Annotated in this window: 15 protein-coding genes, 1 riboswitch and 1 other annotated feature; of the genes, 14 read left to right on the top strand and 1 reads right to left on the bottom strand. The window is 31.7% G+C overall.

The window, feature by feature from the left end:
• Positions 1 to 9 precede the first annotated feature (9 nt).
• The 9 genes from BN2409_RS05205 (at position 10) to disA (ending at position 9,913) form a co-directional block, all read left to right on the top strand.
• Entirely contained in the window at positions 10 to 480 is a 471-nt protein-coding gene (locus tag BN2409_RS05205; RefSeq protein ID WP_199872931.1) for a CtsR family transcriptional regulator, read from the top strand.
• A gap of 2 nt (positions 481 to 482) precedes the next feature.
• A complete protein-coding gene (locus BN2409_RS05210; RefSeq protein WP_053955595.1) occupies positions 483 to 1,004 on the top strand; it encodes a UvrB/UvrC motif-containing protein in 522 nt (173 codons plus the stop codon).
• 2 nt (positions 1,005 to 1,006) lie between these two features.
• Positions 1,007 to 2,035, top strand: a complete 1,029-nt coding sequence (locus BN2409_RS05215; protein WP_053955596.1) for a protein arginine kinase — start codon at positions 1,007 to 1,009, stop codon at positions 2,033 to 2,035.
• Between the two features lie 13 nt (positions 2,036 to 2,048).
• Entirely contained in the window at positions 2,049 to 4,496 is a 2,448-nt protein-coding gene (locus BN2409_RS05220) for an ATP-dependent Clp protease ATP-binding subunit (protein ID WP_053955597.1), read from the top strand.
• 356 nt (positions 4,497 to 4,852) lie between these two features.
• Complete coding sequence (locus BN2409_RS05225) at positions 4,853 to 5,293, top strand: ACT domain-containing protein (RefSeq protein WP_053955598.1); 441 nt, start codon at positions 4,853 to 4,855, stop codon at positions 5,291 to 5,293.
• Positions 5,294 to 5,306: 13 nt separating this feature from the next.
• Entirely contained in the window at positions 5,307 to 6,356 is a 1,050-nt protein-coding gene (gene thrC, locus BN2409_RS05230) for a threonine synthase (RefSeq protein WP_053955599.1), read from the top strand.
• 10 nt (positions 6,357 to 6,366) lie between these two features.
• Complete coding sequence (gene thrB, locus BN2409_RS05235; RefSeq protein WP_053955600.1) at positions 6,367 to 7,242, top strand: homoserine kinase; 876 nt, start codon at positions 6,367 to 6,369, stop codon at positions 7,240 to 7,242.
• A gap of 133 nt (positions 7,243 to 7,375) precedes the next feature.
• Positions 7,376 to 8,752, top strand: coding sequence for a DNA repair protein RadA (gene radA, locus BN2409_RS05240; protein WP_053955601.1), 1,377 nt, complete (start codon positions 7,376 to 7,378; stop codon positions 8,750 to 8,752).
• 111 nt (positions 8,753 to 8,863) lie between these two features.
• Positions 8,864 to 9,913, top strand: coding sequence for a DNA integrity scanning diadenylate cyclase DisA (gene disA, locus BN2409_RS05245; RefSeq protein ID WP_053956212.1), 1,050 nt, complete (start codon positions 8,864 to 8,866; stop codon positions 9,911 to 9,913).
• A 37-nt stretch (positions 9,914 to 9,950) separates the two neighbouring features.
• On the opposite strand, the gene BN2409_RS05250 is transcribed toward disA, so the two are convergent.
• Positions 9,951 to 10,346 (bottom strand): nucleoside triphosphate pyrophosphohydrolase family protein, encoded by a 396-nt coding sequence (locus BN2409_RS05250; protein WP_053955602.1) that lies wholly within the window; start codon positions 10,344 to 10,346, stop codon positions 9,951 to 9,953.
• A gap of 269 nt (positions 10,347 to 10,615) precedes the next feature.
• On the opposite strand from BN2409_RS05250, the gene BN2409_RS05255 reads away from it, so the two are divergent.
• The 5 genes from BN2409_RS05255 to proS all read left to right on the top strand — a co-directional run bounded on the left by BN2409_RS05255 (position 10,616) and on the right by proS (position 15,359).
• Positions 10,616 to 11,092 carry a CarD family transcriptional regulator gene (locus BN2409_RS05255; RefSeq protein ID WP_053955603.1) on the top strand — a complete coding sequence of 159 codons (477 nt, stop codon included), beginning with the start codon at positions 10,616 to 10,618 and terminating at the stop codon, positions 11,090 to 11,092.
• A 154-nt stretch (positions 11,093 to 11,246) separates the two neighbouring features.
• Positions 11,247 to 12,362: a PIN/TRAM domain-containing protein gene (locus BN2409_RS05260; protein ID WP_053955604.1), complete on the top strand. Its 1,116-nt coding sequence runs from the start codon at positions 11,247 to 11,249 to the stop codon at positions 12,360 to 12,362.
• Between the two features lie 66 nt (positions 12,363 to 12,428).
• Positions 12,429 to 13,154 (top strand): 2-C-methyl-D-erythritol 4-phosphate cytidylyltransferase, encoded by a 726-nt coding sequence (gene ispD, locus BN2409_RS05265; protein ID WP_330375381.1) that lies wholly within the window; start codon positions 12,429 to 12,431, stop codon positions 13,152 to 13,154.
• Complete coding sequence (gene ispF / locus BN2409_RS05270; RefSeq protein WP_053955606.1) at positions 13,132 to 13,599, top strand: 2-C-methyl-D-erythritol 2,4-cyclodiphosphate synthase; 468 nt, start codon at positions 13,132 to 13,134, stop codon at positions 13,597 to 13,599. Before ispD ends, ispF begins: the two co-directional genes overlap by 23 nt.
• Before the next feature lie 53 nt (positions 13,600 to 13,652).
• Positions 13,653 to 13,872: a binding site (T-box leader), on the top strand.
• Between the two features lie 44 nt (positions 13,873 to 13,916).
• A complete protein-coding gene (gene proS, locus BN2409_RS05275) occupies positions 13,917 to 15,359 on the top strand; it encodes a proline--tRNA ligase (RefSeq protein ID WP_053955607.1) in 1,443 nt (480 codons plus the stop codon).
• Positions 15,360 to 15,585: 226 nt separating this feature from the next.
• A riboswitch (cobalamin riboswitch) is annotated at positions 15,586 to 15,775 on the top strand.
• Positions 15,776 to 15,816: the final 41 nt, after the last annotated feature.

Here is a 15,816-nt window from a genome sequence, read left to right on the forward strand (position 1 = left end):
GAGATGACAATGGCAAGAATAAGTGATTTAATTGAAATATTTATAAAAGAATTGCTAGAAGAAGCCAATAATAGAAGTATTGAAATTCAAAGAAACGAATTAGCTAGTTATTTTAATTGTGCTCCTTCACAAATTAATTATGTACTTACTACTCGTTTTACAATAGATAAAGGATATTTGATTGAAAGTAGAAGGGGTGGAGGGGGACATATTAAAATTGCACAAACCAATATAGATAAAAATCAATATATAAATGTATTGCTTCGTGAAATTGGACATGGTATGAGTAGTATGAAGGCAGAAGCTATCATTGATTTTTTAACAGATAAAAAAATCATTACAGAAAGAGAAAAATCAATTATGAAATCAGCTATAAGTGACAGAAGTATTAGTACCCCTATGAATATAAAGGATGAAATTAGAGCAAATCTCCTTAAAAGTATGATTGTTGCGGTATTTAATTTTAAAGGGAGGGACTAAATATGATATGTGAAAGATGTAATAAAAGACCTGCTACTGTGCATTTGACTAAGATTTTAAATGATAAAAAAACGGAAGTTCATTTATGTGAACAATGTGCTAAGCAAACAGAACAAGTAACATTTGAAAACTCTTTTTCTATCAATAATTTTTTAACGGGCATATTAGATTCTATACAAGATTCTCCTATCAAGGTAGATTATATCCAAGCTACCAAGTGTGATCATTGTGGTATGACTTATGGAAAATTTAAGCAGTTGGGAAGGTTAGGATGTTCAAAATGTTATCATGCTTTTTACGAGAAACTCAATACATTGATCAAAAGAATACAAGGAAATGAAAGTCATATAGGAAAAATTCCCAAGAGAGCTGGAGGATCATTAAGAATTAAAAATCAAATTAAAGAATTAAAAATGAAGTTAAATGATGCTATTAGAAAAGAAGCTTTTGAAGATGCAGCTCTTTTTAGAGACCAAATCAAAGAACTTGAAAGTCAGATGAAAAGGGAAGATGAGGAGGTGTAGATATGACAAAATGGATGAATGAGGTAGGTCCAGATGGGGATATTATCATTAGTAGCAGAATACGTCTCGCTAGAAATCTTGAGGAATTTCCTTTTCCAATTGCTTTAACAAAAGGAAAAAGTAAAGAAGTATATGAGCTGATTTCTGATACCATATTAAAAGGAAATAGTGCTTTAAAAGACGAGAGTGAATTGATTAAGTTAGATGAAATTTCTCCACTAGAAAGGCAGGTGTTTGTAGAAAAACATATTATTAGTCCTTATTTAGCAACAAACTATGAAAAAAGCGCTGCTCTTTTGAACAAAGATGAGTCTATTAGTATTATGATTAATGAAGAAGATCATATAAGAATTCAATGTCTCTTACCAGGATTTCAACTAGAGAATGCTTTTGATTTAGCAGATAAAGTAGATGATGTTCTAGAAGAGGGAGTAAAATATGCTTTTGATGAAAAATTAGGATACTTAACATCTTGTCCTACAAATATAGGAACAGGAATGAGAGCTTCAGTAATGATTCATCTTCCTGCTTTATCTATGATTGGATATATGAATAGAATTTTGCAAGCAGCAAATCAAATTGGTCTTGCAGTGAGAGGTCTTTATGGAGAAGGAACAGAATTTATTGGCAATTTATTTCAAATATCTAATCAACTAACCCTCGGAAGAAGTGAAAAAGAAATCATCCAAAATCTTAAGGATGTGACAAAACAAATTATTCAAAAGGAGAGAGATGCAAGAAGTACAATTCTTTCTAATAATAAAACTCAGTTAGAGGATAAAATTTATAGATCTTTTGGAATACTATGTAATGCAAGAATTTTAACTACTCAAGAATGTATGAAGCTTCTATCTGATGTAAGACTTGGAATGGATCTAGGAATTTTAAAAGATATTTCTACTGAAAATGTAAATGAAATTATGGTTTTAATTCAACCTGCTTATCTTCAAAAACAAGCAAATAAGTCTTTAAGTAGTAACGAAAGGGATATAAGAAGAGCTACTATGGTTAGAGAAAAATTAAAATACTAGGAGGTGCATTGTTATGGATATGTTTAATAGATTTACAGAGCGTGCACAAAAGGTAATTATACTTTCTCAAGAAGAAGCTAGAAGTCTTGGGCATAATTATGTGGGAACAGAACATCTTTTATTAGGGCTTTTAAGAGAAGGGGAAGGTATTGCAGCAAAAGCTCTACAGAATATGAATGTAAATGTAGAAGAAATTAAGGAAAAAATAAAAGATCTAATAGGTTTAGGAAATATGGATGACATTCAAGTTATGGGATTTACTCCACGGACCAAAAGAATATTTGAGCTTAGTTTTGTAGAAGGAAGAAGATTAGGACATAACTATATAGGAACAGAACATCTTTTATTAGGGATTATACGTGAAGGAGAAGGAGTAGCAGCAAAGCTTTTAATAGATAGTGGTGTAAGTCTATCTAAGGCAAGAGAAGAAGTAATGAAGCTTTTAAGTACTCCAAATGGAGATCATATAGAAAAAGTATATCATAAGGAAACACCTACTTTAAATGAATATGGAAGAGATCTTACGAAGATGGTCAAAGAAGGAAAAGTAGATCCTGTCATTGGAAGAGAAAAAGAGATTGAAAGAGTCATACAAATATTAAGTAGAAGAACGAAAAATAATCCTTGTTTAATTGGAGAGCCAGGAGTAGGAAAAACTGCCATAGCAGAAGGTTTGGCTCAAAAAATTGTAGAAGGTAATATTCCACAGACTCTAAAAGACAAAAGAGTTGTAACGCTTGATTTAGCTTCCATGGTTGCAGGGGCAAAATATAGGGGAGAGTTTGAAGATCGTCTAAAAAAAGTTATGAATGAATTAAGAGAGTCAAAGGATGTTATTTTATTTATAGATGAGATGCATACAATTATTGGAGCAGGAGCAGCAGAAGGATCTATTGATGCATCTAATATTTTAAAGCCAGCTTTGGCAAGAGGAGAACTTCAAGCAATTGGTGCTACTACTTTAGATGAGTATAGAAAGCACATTGAAAAAGACCCTGCTTTAGAAAGAAGATTCCAACCTATTCAAGTGGAAGAACCTACTATAGAAGAAACCATAGAAATTCTAAAAGGATTAAGAGATAAATATGAAGCTCATCATGGAGTAAAAATTACAGACGAAGCATTAAAAGCGGCAGCAAATTTATCTCATAGATATATTACAGATCGATTTTTACCAGATAAAGCAGTAGATTTAATTGATGAGGCAGCCTCAAAGCTTCGTTTACAAATGGTAACTCAGCCTCCAGAGCTTAAGGATTTAGAAGAAAAATTAGAAGAAATAGCAAAGGAAAAGGAAGAATCTATCAGTATTCAAGATTTTGAAAAAGCTGCAAGATTAAGAGATAAAGAAAAAAGAGTAAAAGAAGAACTAAATAATAGACAAAAAAATTGGAAGGTAGGGCAAACGGGAAAAGCTACTGTAGCAGAAGAGGAAATTGCTCAAACAGTATCTAGCTGGACTGGAATTCCAGTAAATAAATTAGCAAAAGAAGAATCCAATAAACTACTAAATATGGAAGCTATTTTACATGAGAGAGTGATTGGACAAGAAGAAGCTGTTGAAGCCATTGCTAAAGCAGTAAGAAGGGCTAGAGTAGGACTTAAAGATCCAAAACGCCCAGTAGGATCATTCATTTTTTTAGGACCTACAGGAGTAGGAAAAACTGAGCTTTCAAAGGCATTAGCAGAAGTTTTATTTGGAGATGAAGATGCCCTCATTCGTATTGATATGTCTGAGTATATGGAAAAGCATGCGGTATCTCGTCTTGTTGGATCTCCTCCAGGATATGTAGGATATGATGAAGGAGGACAATTAACAGAAAAAATAAGAAGAAAGCCTTATTCAGTAGTATTATTTGATGAGATTGAAAAAGCTCATCCAGATGTATTTAATATATTGCTTCAAATTTTAGATGATGGAAGATTGACAGATTCACAGGGGAAGGTAGTAGATTTTAAAAATACAGTAATCATCATGACTTCCAATGTAGGAGCTCATACTATTAAGAAGCAAAAAACATTAGGATTTACAGGAAACATAGAAGATGAGAAAAAAGATGCCTATGAAAAAATGAAAGAAAATGTGATAGGTGAGCTAAAGAGAAGTTTCCGACCAGAATTTTTAAATAGAATTGATGAAGTTATTGTATTCCATGGATTAAATCAAAGTGATATTTATGAAATTGTAGATCTTATGATTTTAGATTTAACTAAGAGAATGAAAGAATTAAATATTCACATGGAAATTTCAGATGAAGCCAAGAAGTTGCTTGGAGAAAAAGGATTTGATCCAGAATATGGAGCACGTCCATTAAAAAGAGCTATACGAAAGATGATAGAAGATTCTTTATCAGAAGAAATTTTAAGAGGAAATATTTCTAAGAATGATGAAATTTTTGTAGATGTACAAAATGGAGAGATTATATTTAGAAATAAGTTAAAACTTGGAAAGAATGAATAAATAAAGCTGCTTTTATAAGCAGTATAGACAAAGTCAGAAAAAACGTCACTAATTTTCAAATTTGGAAAATATCTAGAAACGGTCGAAAATAGCATTACAAACTCGCTACGCTCAAACAGTGTAATTCTAACCATTTTCTCTCTTATTCTATATTTTCATAAATTCTCAATAAATGTGCCTTATTTTTTATGACTTTGTTAAAATATAATGTGATAACAGTTTAAAAGCTGCTTTTAGGAGCAGCTTTTTTTATAAAAAATATATTGTATATAAGAGAAAGATGTGGTACTATTAGAAATAAGTTCGCAAGAAAAGAACAAGTGTTTACATTAAAGAGACAAAAAGGAGTGAACTAGGTGAGTAATAGGAAGTTTTTAATTATAGATACTACGATCCTCCCAGATATTTATGAAAAGGTATTAGAAACGAAAGAATTATTAAGAAGAGGAAAAGCAAAAGGGGTAACGGAGGCAACTCAAATGACTGGAATTAGTAGAAGTACTTTTTATAAATATAAAGATTATATATCGACTCCATCAGAAGGAAGTAGGGGACAAAAGGTAACCATCACACTCTTACTAGAACATTCGCCTGGAAATTTATCAAAGATTTTAAATACAATAGCAAATTGTAATATGAATATATTAACCATTAATCAAGATATCCCCATCAATGGAATTGCTAATGTAAGTATTACATTTGATATATCAGAATCTAATAGAGATATTGATTATGTTTTAGAAGCTTTAAATAATATAGAAGGCACTACAAAAATAGAACTCATCGCTATGGAATAAGGAGGAAAATAAAATGAAATGGCAAGGACTCATTCATAAGTACAGAGAATATTTACCTATAGGAGAAAATACAAATATTATTTCCTTATGCGAAGGAAATACACCACTCATTCGAGCAAGAAATATTGAGAAAGAAATGGAAGGTTTAGAGATTTATTTAAAATATGATGGACTGAATCCTACTGGATCTTTTAAAGATAGAGGAATGACTATGGCAGTAACAAAAGCTGTAGAAGAAGGGTCGAAAGCTATTATTTGTGCATCAACAGGAAATACATCAGCGGCGGCTGCCGCTTTTGCAGCCAAGGCAGGGATAAAATCTATTGTGATTATTCCTAATAAAAAAATTGCTATGGGAAAATTAGCTCAAGCCATTGCGTATGGAGCTCAAATTATTGCTATAGATGGAAATTTTGATGATGCTTTGAATATGGTAAAAGAAATTTCAAAGAAACATCCTATTACTCTTGTAAATTCTGTGAATCCTTATAGAATCGAAGGACAAAAAACAGCAGCCTTTGAAGTATGTGATCAATTAGAAGAAGCACCAGATTATTTATCTATTCCAGTAGGAAATGCAGGAAATATAACTGCTTATTGGAAAGGATTTAAAGAATATAAGGAACATGAAAAAATTAATAAACTGCCTCAATTGTTAGGCTTTCAAGCAGAGGGAGCTGCTCCAATTGTAGAGAATAAGGTATTTGAAAATCCTGAAACTATTGCTACAGCTATTCGAATAGGCAATCCTGCTAGCTGGGAAAAAGCTGTAGCAGCCCTTGAAGAATCTAATGGAGCAATTAATAAAATTAGCGATGAAGAAATTTTAAAAGCTTATGGAATTTTGGCAAGTAAAGAAGGTATTTTTGCAGAACCTGCTTCTTGCATTTCTATCGCAGGAATATATAAGCTATATAAAGAAGGAAAACTAAAAAAAGGTAAGGTTGTATGTGTTCTTACAGGAAATGGACTGAAAGATCCTGATATTGCAGTAAACATGGGAGGAAATATTAAAGAAATAAAAGCAGATTTTGACCTTGTAGAAAAAGAGATTATAGGTTAGGATGATGAATATGTTTAAGGTACGTGTGCCTGCAACTACTGCAAATATGGGTCCTGGATTTGATACATTGGGAATGGCTTTATCTCTTTATAATGAATGGAAAGTAGAAAAGGTTGAAAAGGGATTTACGATGGTAGACTGTGATCTTTCTCTAGAAGATAACTTGGTTTATCAAAGCATGAAAAAGGTCTTAGATGAACATAAAACAAAAATAGATGGAATAAAAATTACACCGAGTATACAAATACCTATGAGCAGAGGGCTAGGGAGTAGTGCAACCGCTATCGTAGGTGGAATAATGATTGCAAATATATTACTTGGAAATGTACTGACAAAAGATGATATGATTCATATAGGAACAAAAATGGAAGGACATCCAGATAATATTGTACCTGCTGTTTTAGGAGGTATGTATGCATCTATTTATGAAAATGGAGAAGTCATCTATTCAAAAGTAAATGTTCCTAAAAATTTAAGATTTGTTGTAATGAGTCCTGATTTTTTTGTATCTACTCATGAAGCAAGAAAAGTGCTTCCACATTCTTATAGCAAAGAGAATTGTATTTTTAATTTATCTAGAGTGGCAATGCTTATTTGTGCTATGAATAATGGAGAAATAGATAAGCTTCGGATATCCATGGAAGATAAGATTCATCAGCCCTATAGAGCTCCACTTATCAAAGATATAAAAGAAATATTTGATCATTCCAAATTATTAGGATCAAAGGCAGAAGTCATAAGTGGTTCAGGATCTACTCTTCTTGCTATCGTAGAAGAAGATAATACCACATTTCAAGAAAAAATGAATGAATATTTAGAAAAATTAGAAAATAATTGGGATTTAAAAATGTTAAAAATGGATGAAATGGGAGTGCAAATAGGATAAACTCATGAGAGTTTATCCTATTTTTAAAATTTAGTAGGTATAAAGTCCCTGATTGACTATATAAGAGGGAAAGTATAAAATCAGAATAGATAGGCTATATTTTTGATAGAGAATAAGGATTTCGGAGGATAAAATGGCAAAAAAGGAAAAAACTATTTTTGTATGTCAAGAATGTGGATACGAAAGTCCGAAGTGGATGGGCCAATGTGTATGTGGAACTTGGAATAGTATGGTGGAGGAGAGGATACAAGAAAATAAGTATAAAAAATCACCTACCATTACAGGAATGAATAAACCTCTTCCTATTGGAGAGATCAAATCAGGTACTTATGATCGATTAGATACTCATATAGGAGAACTTAATAGAGTTCTTGGAGGAGGACTTGTGAAGGGTTCTTTGGTGCTTATTTCAGGAGAGCCTGGAATTGGGAAGTCAACCCTTATTCTACAGGCTAGTAGTACCATCGCAAAAGCATATGGAACCACTCTTTATGTATCGGGAGAAGAATCAGAAGAACAAATTAAAATGAGAGCAGAAAGACTTGAGGCTATTGAAAAAGATTTAATGATTGTATCAGAAACCAATGTAGGTAAGATTAAAGAACATATAAAAAGTTTAAATCCTTCATTAGTAATTATAGATTCTATTCAAACATTATTTCAACCGGAGCTTTCTTCTGCTCCTGGCAGTGTATCTCAAGTAAGAGAATGTACCAATCATATTATGCATGTGGCAAAGACAAAGAATATTCCTATTTTTATCGTAGCACATGTGACCAAAACAGGGGAATTAGCAGGACCTAGAATACTTGAGCATCTTGTAGATACGGTACTTCATTTTACGGGAGAAAGAACACAAGAATTAAGAGTGTTACGTTCCCTTAAAAACAGGTTTGGGACAACTAGTGAAATAGGTGTATTTGAAATGAGAGAAGAAGGATTAAAAGAAGTACTAAATCCATCAGAAACTTTTTTAGAAGGGGTAGTAGACACGGAAGGAGCTATTGTCATCAGTAGCTTAGAAGGAACAAGACCTCTTCTCTTGGAAGTGCAAGCTTTGGTAGCTCCTACTAATTTAGGATTTGCAAGAAGAGCTGCTATTGGAGTAGATCTGAATAGATTAAATTTAATTTTGGCTGTTTTAGAAAAGAAGGTAGGAGTTCCTCTTGCCAATCAAGATGTATATGTAAACGTAGTAGGAGGATTAAAGCTAGAAGGGACTTCAGCAGATTTGGGAGTAGCATTGGCTATATTTTCAAGTATGAGGGGATTGATTATTAAAACGACAAATACTATTGCTATTGGAGAAATTGGACTTACAGGGGAAATAAGACCTGTTTCAAATATGGAAAAAATGATTAAGGAAGCAGGAAAAATGGGTTTTAAAAGATGTATACTTCCTCAAAAAAGCATTAAAAAAATTCAAAATGCTGAAATGGAATTAATAGGAGTTTATTCTTTAAAAGATGCAATAGATCATATGTTTCTGAAAAATGAAACAAACTTTTAAAAAATCCTTTTATCCTAATGAATATATGTAATATAATAGAAAAATAGGAAAAATGATATTAGGAGGATAAAGCAATTGGTAAAAGAGGATAAAGTAAAAGAAAAAGGAATTATGGAGTCTATTAAGATCATAGCGCCAGGAGCTCCTTTAAGAGAAGGATTAGAAAATGTCCTAAGGGCAAAAACTGGAGGATTAATAGTTATAGGGGATAATGAAGAGGTGATGAATCTCGTAGATGGAGGATTTTATATTAATGTAGATTTATCTAGTGCTTATTTATATGAACTTGCTAAAATGGATGGAGCTATTATTTTAAGTTCAGATGTAAAAAAGATATTATATGCAAATACTCAACTCATACCAGATCCTTCTATTCCATCTTCGGAAACAGGAATTAGACACCGAACGGCAGAAAGAGTTGCAAGACAAACAGGACTTATTGTTATATCTATTTCTCAAAGAAGAAATATTATAACCATCTATAAAGGATATTCTAAATATATTATTCAAGATACAAATAAAATATTAAATAAAGCAAATCAAGCTATTCAGACTTTGGAAAAATATAGAAAAGTTTTAGATCAAGCTATGACTAACTTAAGTGGTTTAGAGTTTGAAGATTTAGTAACTATTCAAGATGTTTCTATAGTGCTACAAAGGACAGAAATGGTTATGAGAGTTGTAGTAGAAATAGAAAAATATATTAGTGAGCTTGGAAATGAAGGACGCCTTATTAGTATGCAGTTAGAAGAATTATTAGATCATGTAAAAGAAGATGGAAAATTTGTAGTAGAAGACTATATTATTAAGACAGAAGATCGTGATTATCCTATTACTGCAAGACAAATTAAAAACTTATCTTCTGAAGAACTTCTTGACTTATCCAATATTGGGAAAATCTTGGGATATGGAGGAGTAAATGATTTATTAGATATGCCTGCTTCTCCAAGGGGATATAGGATATTAAGTAAAATTCCTAGATTGCCTATGGGTGTTATTCAAAATGTAGTAAATCATTTTGGAGATTTTCAAAAAATTCTAAAGGCATCTATTGAAGAATTAGATGATGTAGAAGGAATTGGAGAAATAAGAGCAAGAGCTATTAAAGAAGGATTAAGAAGAGTTCAGGAGCAAGTTTTATTAGATCGACATATTAGATAATGAAAAAATCGCGTGTTCCCAAAGGAACATGCGATTTTTAGTATAAGCTGTATTTTCCTAAAGTTTGAATATGTTTAGATTGTTTTAATAGTATTTCATTTAAATCAAGATTTAAAGAATTGCATATTGCCACGAGATAAAAAAGATGATTTCCTATTTCTTCTTCTATTTTATCTTTACAAATTTCACAAAGCTCACCAGAAATATGGTTGTCCATAAAATTCTTTAACTCTTCATAAGAAATTTCATCTGGAATGGATTGTTTTTTTGCATCAATATGAAGACAGCCGCAATTGGTTGCTGATTTTATAATAGATCTATTGACTTTACTGCAACTTTCTTGGTATTTAGATATAATATCTAAAATACTTTTATGTCGAATTAATACATTCGATACGCTATCTTGAAATTGATTCAGTGGAGAATTATTCATAAATTTAGTCACCTCGATCAAAATAAATGAAAACATTTTCAACTTAAGTTTATTCTAGCATATTATGGGTAAAAATAAAAGGAATTATGATAAAATAGAACTTGGCAAATAATGATAAACTTTTCTGAAAAAATATATGAAATAAAAAATGATCAAAAGAACATTGACAATCTTATAATGGTATGGTAAAATTATTATTTTCTTGACAAAAGATCTTCCATGTTGTATACTAAATTATAGGTAAAGTGTAACTTGGGAGGTTTTGCCGTATGTTCAATATAGGTGATAAAGTGGTTTATCCTATGCATGGAGCAGGAATTATTGAAGCGATAGAGGAAAAAGAAATCTTAGGGAAGAAACGGAAATATTATATTATGAAGATGCCCCTAGGAGATATGAAGGTAATGATTCCACTAGAAAATGTAGAAGACATCGGCTTAAGAGAAATTATATCTTTTAAAGAAGTAGATCAAGTAATGGCTGTACTAAATGACGATATATCAAAGATGCCTAAAAATTGGAACAGAAGATATAGGGCAAATATGGATAAAATCAAAAGTGGAGATATTTACGAAGTGGCTATGGTTGTAAGAAATCTTACTCTTAGAGATAGAGAAAAAGGACTATCTACGGGAGAAAGGAAAATGTTAGCCAATGCAAAGCAAATTCTAGTAAGTGAATTAGTATTAGCAGGAAGCATAGAAGAAGATAAAGCAGAAGAATTGATCAATGAAGCGATTCAATAAATCAATTCCTAAGTGAAGCGTCTTATGACGCTTCACTTTTTATCATACATAGTATGAAATGACTAAAATATATAAAATAGGTTGAAAAGTGGTAGTATTTAGTTATAAAATAAAATTAGCATGGCTATACTTCTCAGATAGGAGGTGAGCATTTATGTTCAATAAAATTATAAGAGGAGCACTGACACTAGCAGGTGCTTCATTAGGATATGCAGTGACCATGCTTTTGTTAAAGCTTGCAAAGTTTCAGGAATTCATAGAAATACCTACAATTACCCCTCTTATGGCTTTTATAATTGGTATCATAGGTGCAGTTGGTGGCGGAATTATATTTTTTATTATTGCTCCATGGTTGATGGAAAAAGGTCTCAATTCTGCCAATTGGGTAGAAGGAGAGTTGCAAAAGATTCCTACCATGGATATGATTGTTGGGTCTGTAGGGTTGACTATAGGACTTTTGATTGCTTATTTAATTAGCAATATTTTAATGGGTATATCTATACCAATAGTTGGAACTATTTTATCCATTATGCTTTACATATTCTTAGGATATCTTGGAGTAAGTATTGCTACTAAAAAAAGAGATGATCTTGGAAATTTGGCTGTATTATTTAAAAGAAATGCAAAAGAGAAAACAGAAACAAAAGGAAGTAAAGCGGCAACTCCTAAAATATTAGATACAAGTGTTATTATTGATGGAAGAATTGCGGACATTACTCAAACAGGATTTGTGGAAGGAGCTATTGTGATTCCAGAATTTGTATTAGAAGAATTAAGACATATTGCGGATTCCTCAGATAGTTTAAAAAGGGCTAGAGGAAGAAGAGGTTTAGACATTTTGAATAAAATTCAAAAAGAACTAAATATGGAAGTACAAATTACAGATAAAGATTTTGAAGATGTTGCAGAGGTAGATATTAAGTTGTTAAAACTTGCTCAATTTATGGATGGGAAAGTAGTTACTAATGATTACAATCTTAATAAAGTAGCAGAACTTCAAGGAGTTCCCGTTTTAAATATTAATGAACTTGCCAATGCAATAAAACCTGTAGTGTTACCAGGAGAAGAAATGATTGTGCAAGTTATTAAAGAAGGTAAGGAATCGGGACAGGGAGTTGCTTATTTAGATGATGGAACAATGATTGTAGTAGAAGGTGGAAGAAAACATATTGGAGAGACTATGGGAGTATTAGTTACAAGTGTATTACAAACAGCGGCAGGAAGAATGATTTTTGCAAAGCCTAAAATGTTAGTAGATAAAACTGCATAATAATATATGTTATAATAAAATTAAGCCCAGCATATGCTGGGCTTAATTTTGAGAAGAGGTGAAAAAGTGCTAAGAGATCACTTTATATCAGTTATTATTGCAGCAGCAGGGCAGGGAAAAAGAATGAATCAAAAGATCAATAAACAATATATAAATCTTTTAGGCAAGCCTATTTTAGCTCATACCCTTGAAGTTTTTGAACAATCAAGTTTTATAGATGAAATAATTGTGGTTACACATCCAGATGAAATAAATTATTGCGATAAAAATATTATTTCTTTTTACGATTTTAAAAAAGTAAAAAAAGTGATATCAGGAGGAAAAGAAAGACAAAATTCTATTTATAATGGTTTACAAGAAGTAGATGCAAAATGTAGTATTGTAATGATTCATGATGGAGCAAGACCTTTTATTAAAGAAGAAAATATCATAGAGAGTATTGATGAAGCTATAAAATACAAAGCTGTAGGAGTAGGAGTACCTGTAAAAGACACAATCAAAGTGGTAGATGAAGATAAAAATATTGTAAGTACTCCTAATAGAAAGTTTTTATGGGCTATTCAAACACCACAAGTTTTTTGTTATGATCTTTTAATAAAGGCACATAAAAAGGCCATAAAAGATCAATATATAGGGACAGATGATACAGTGTTGATAGAAAGAATGGGACAGAAAGTAAAAATGTTAATGGGAAACTATGAAAATATAAAAATTACTACTCCAGAGGATTTATACATAGGAGAAGCTATTTTAAAAAGGAGGAATAAAAGTGAGAGTAGGAATGGGGTATGATGTACATAAGCTTGTAGAAAATAGAAAGCTTATTATAGGAGGTGTGGATATTCCATATGAAAAGGGACTCCTAGGGCATTCTGATGCAGATGTATTACTTCATGCTATTATGGATTCTTTATTAGGAGCAGCAGCTCTCGGAGATATAGGAAGACATTTCCCAGACACAGATGAAGAATTTAAAGATGCAGATAGTATAAAACTTTTAGAGGAAGTAAATAATATTTTAAGAAATAAAGGGTATAAAATTATCAATATAGATGCTACCATTGTAGCTCAAAAGCCAAAGATGGCTCCTTACATAGAAGATATGAGAAAAAATATTGCAAATACATTAAAGCTCCATATAAACCAGGTAAATGTAAAAGCTACTACAACAGAAGGTTTAGGATTTGTGGGACAAGGTGAAGGAATTGCATCTTATGCAGTTGCAAGCGTTGAATGATTTATATTGACAAACAAATTGTTATTGGGTAATATGTATATAAGTTAAAATGGATATAGGCTGTGATAGGAAATAGTAGATTGGAAGATCCTTTTAGAGAGCAAGGTTCTAAGGCTGAAAGACTTTGTATGTGATATCTTTTCGAACCCATCCTGGAGCTTAAGGCTGAAAAAAGTAAGTCTTTACGGTGCTAGTCCGTTATTTCTAGTATGAGGGCATTCTTTATGAAATGAATTAGAGTGGTACCGCGAAATAAAACCTTTCGTCTCTATAAGCAGATGAAGGGTTTTTTAAATTTTTGGAAAAGGAGATTGATTATGGGAAAAAAAGATAAACAATTTGTACAAGATATTACACCTATGGAAGTAGATTTTCCACAGTGGTATACAGATGTAATTTTAAAAACAGATTTAGTAGATTATTCACCTGTAAAAGGATTTATGGTTATTAAACCTTATGGATATGCAATATGGGAAAACATTCAAAAATATATGGACAAAAGATTTAAAGATACTGGACATAAAAATATGTATTTTCCATTACTTATTCCTGAAAGTCTTTTAAAAAAAGAAGAGGAGCATGTAGAAGGATTTGCACCAGAGGTTGCGTGGGTTACTCATGGAGGAAAAGAGGAATTAGCAGAAAGACTTTGTGTAAGACCTACTTCAGAGACTATTATTTGTTCTATGTACTCAAAATGGCTTAATTCTTATAGAGAACTTCCATATCTTTACAATCAATGGTGTAGTGTAGTCAGATGGGAAAAAGCAACAAGACCATTTTTAAGAACCTCAGAGTTTTTATGGCAAGAAGGACATACCCTTCATGAAACTTATGAGGAAGCTCAACAAGAAACTTTGCAAATGCTTAATATTTATAGAGAAACGGCGGAAGATTTACTTGCTATGCCTGTTGTAACAGGAAGAAAAAGTGAAAAAGAAAAATTTGCAGGAGCTTATGCAACTTATACAATGGAAGCTTTGATGCATGATGGGAAAGCATTACAAGCAGGAACTTCTCATAATTTAGGACAACATTTTACAAAAGCTTTTGATATTACTTATCTTGGAAGAAATGGTGAGATGGAACATCCTTATCATACATCATGGGGAGTATCTACAAGATTAATAGGTGGAATCATCATGGTACATGGAGACAATAGAGGTCTTGTATTACCTCCAAGAGTAGCTCCTATTCAAGTTGTTATCGTCCCTATTGCACAACATAAAGAAGGCGTATTAGATAAAGCATATGAGCTTAAGAAAGGGTTAGGAGACGAAATAAGAATTGAAATTGATGATAATGAAAACTACTCACCTGGATGGAAATTTAATGAGTGGGAAATGAAAGGGGTTCCAATTCGTATAGAAATAGGGCCAAGAGATATAGAAAATAATCAAGTAATGATTTTTAGAAGAGATACATTAGAGAAAGAAGCTGTTTCTATGGATCATTTAAAGGAAACAGTAGAAAAATTATTAGATGATATTCATAACAATCTTTTAGAAAAAGCGAGAAAGCATAGAGATGAAAAAACTTATTATGTAGAAAGCTTTGAAGATTTTAAAGAAAAAATGGATAAAGAGCCTGGATTTGCAAAAGCTATGTGGTGCGGAGAAAAAGAATGCGAAGAAAATGTAAAAGCACAGACAAGTGCTACTATTAGATGTATTCCTTTTGAGCAAGAAAATTTAGGACACAAATGTCATTTCTGTGGAAAAGAAGCAAAACATATGGTTTATGTAGCAAAAGCATATTAACTTTAGGATAAAACACCTGTTAGAGAAATCTAACAGGTGTTTTATTTTATGGGATTGATAATTTTGTATCTAAATATTTATATTTGCTATCATGATTTTGTATATATTTGTAATATTTTAAATGATGATGTAAAAAATGTAATATATTGGTTGAAAAATAATGACATATGGTATAAACTAGTAAAGTCAGATAAGTTTATAAACTTGAATGATACTGTTATAAAAAACTAAATAATTGTTTTTAGGTTCTTTGATATAAAATTCAAAGATGAAAAGGGAATTAGGTGAAAATCCTAAACGGTCCGGCCACTGTAAGTGGGAAGTACTTCTTTTATATGTCACTGGGAAACTGCTGGGAAGACAAAGAAAAACGATGATCCATAAGTCAGGAGACCTGCCTAAAAATTGTAGCATATGACCTTCCGAGAAAAGGATAGATGCAAGATAAAATATGTCT

Origin of the sequence: Inediibacterium massiliense, assembly GCF_001282725.1 — a bacterium.
Taxonomy (GTDB): domain Bacteria; phylum Bacillota; class Clostridia; order Peptostreptococcales; family Thermotaleaceae; genus Anaerophilus; species Anaerophilus massiliensis.

What these genes read in the sequence shown, in the direction of transcription:
- BN2409_RS05205 (WP_199872931.1), top strand. Translation starts at nt 10, where the DNA reads ATGGCAAGAATAAGTGATTTAATTGAAATATTTATAAAAGAATTGCTA.
- BN2409_RS05210 (WP_053955595.1), top strand. Translation starts at nt 483, where the DNA reads ATGATATGTGAAAGATGTAATAAAAGACCTGCTACTGTGCATTTGACT.
- BN2409_RS05215 (WP_053955596.1), top strand. Translation starts at nt 1,007, where the DNA reads ATGACAAAATGGATGAATGAGGTAGGTCCAGATGGGGATATTATCATT.
- BN2409_RS05220 (WP_053955597.1), top strand. Translation starts at nt 2,049, where the DNA reads ATGGATATGTTTAATAGATTTACAGAGCGTGCACAAAAGGTAATTATA.
- thrC (WP_053955599.1), top strand. Translation starts at nt 5,307, where the DNA reads ATGAAATGGCAAGGACTCATTCATAAGTACAGAGAATATTTACCTATA.
- thrB (WP_053955600.1), top strand. Translation starts at nt 6,367, where the DNA reads ATGTTTAAGGTACGTGTGCCTGCAACTACTGCAAATATGGGTCCTGGA.
- radA (WP_053955601.1), top strand. Translation starts at nt 7,376, where the DNA reads ATGGCAAAAAAGGAAAAAACTATTTTTGTATGTCAAGAATGTGGATAC.
- disA (WP_053956212.1), top strand. Translation starts at nt 8,864, where the DNA reads ATGGAGTCTATTAAGATCATAGCGCCAGGAGCTCCTTTAAGAGAAGGA.
- BN2409_RS05250 (WP_053955602.1), bottom strand. Translation starts at nt 10,346, where the DNA reads ATGAATAATTCTCCACTGAATCAATTTCAAGATAGCGTATCGAATGTA.
- BN2409_RS05255 (WP_053955603.1), top strand. Translation starts at nt 10,616, where the DNA reads ATGTTCAATATAGGTGATAAAGTGGTTTATCCTATGCATGGAGCAGGA.
- BN2409_RS05260 (WP_053955604.1), top strand. Translation starts at nt 11,247, where the DNA reads ATGTTCAATAAAATTATAAGAGGAGCACTGACACTAGCAGGTGCTTCA.
- proS (WP_053955607.1), top strand. Translation starts at nt 13,917, where the DNA reads ATGGGAAAAAAAGATAAACAATTTGTACAAGATATTACACCTATGGAA.